Origin of the sequence: Desulfuromonas acetexigens (assembly GCF_900111775.1) — a bacterium.
In the GTDB taxonomy this organism is placed as follows: domain Bacteria; phylum Desulfobacterota; class Desulfuromonadia; order Desulfuromonadales; family Trichloromonadaceae; genus Trichloromonas; species Trichloromonas acetexigens.
In genome coordinates this window covers 1-1,234 of the sequence record NZ_FOJJ01000031.1, presented here as the reverse complement: position 1 = coordinate 1,234, position 1,234 = coordinate 1, and the positions used below count along the sequence as shown (strand labels likewise).

1 protein-coding gene is annotated in these 1,234 nt (G+C 56.2%); it reads right to left on the bottom strand.

What is annotated here, in order from left to right; genetic code table 11:
* The coding region (locus BQ4888_RS10720; RefSeq protein ID WP_240746444.1) for an IS4 family transposase at positions 1-1,190 on the bottom strand (1,190 nt) is incomplete at its 3' end.
* Between the last annotated feature and the right edge of the window lie 44 nt (positions 1,191-1,234).

The window sequence follows — 1,234 nt, the reverse complement described above, 5'->3', positions numbered from 1 at the left end:
CCGGCATGAAACAAGGTTCCCAGGGTGCGCGGATCGTTGTGCGTGCGCCGGGCAACCTCCAGCATGATATAGCGGGAGAAAACAATCGTCGTATGGGCGACCAGCGCATCGTAGCTGCGGCTCTGAAATTCCTTGGCTAACCGCAGATAGCTCTTGGTAATTTTGAAAAACACCTCGATGTCCCAGCGCCGCTTGTAGAGCTTGACGATCTCTTCGTCGGCAAGGGTGACATCGGTGGACAGCAATGCCAGCCACTTTCTGGTACTGCGATTTCGGACGAAGACGATCTTGGCCATGACGGCCTTCCCCTGGTCATCCGTGCCCAGCTCAACAAGAACCGAGGCCAGAATCTTCGCCCGGCCGCTGCGCTTGCGGACGCTTTTGTACAGATCGCCGAGGGTGAGATCGAACCCCTGATAGCCGTAGGTGATGGTCTTCATGGCCTTGAGCATGCAGATGACCTGCTGCTTTTGTTGGAGCAGCCCGAGGATCGTTGCCGGGAAGGCGAACCAACTGTCGAAGAGCAAGTAATCGGCGGTGATGCCGCTATGGCGGGCTTGCATCACCAGGTCCTTGAGCGCTTCCGGAGCCTTGCGCAGACTCTCGGCCCGGCGCTTGAAACCGTTGGTCCGTTTGTCGATCTCGGCCATCGGCATCAGGCGATTTTTCTCCTTGGCGGAGCTCAGCAGGCTGAACGATACCGGCACACAGGTGGAGCCATCGGACCAGCCCAGCGTCAGCAACCGGAACCCGCGGTAGTAGCGATTCTCGTTATGATCGTGGACACGGGCCAGAAGCTCCACTTTTTTGCTGCGGTTACGGTTGTAGAGCGAGTCATCGACGATGAAAACCTTCGGCGTCTGCTCCGACGTCAGCGGCAGAATCTGCTTGCGGATCACTGCGGCACTCAACAGATGCAGGAACTTGCGCCAGTTGGCGTTGACCGAATTGAGAAATCGGTACACGGTGTCCTTGCCGATTTCGTTCCCGGCAGGATCGGCCTGCAAATAGCGGAACAGATTCTTGCCGGTGAAAGCCAGGCAGAAGATAAACCGCATCACCGCGACGGGTGCAATGCCGCACTGCTTGGCCATGTTGCTTTGCTTCAAGAGTAAAGCGACACGCTGATGGTCAAAAAACGAATTAATTTGGTTCTGACATGAAACAGTCTCTGCTACACTCTGATCCAAAGCGTCATCTCCTGAGGGTAGATTGGTTGTTTGGCGACAACCCA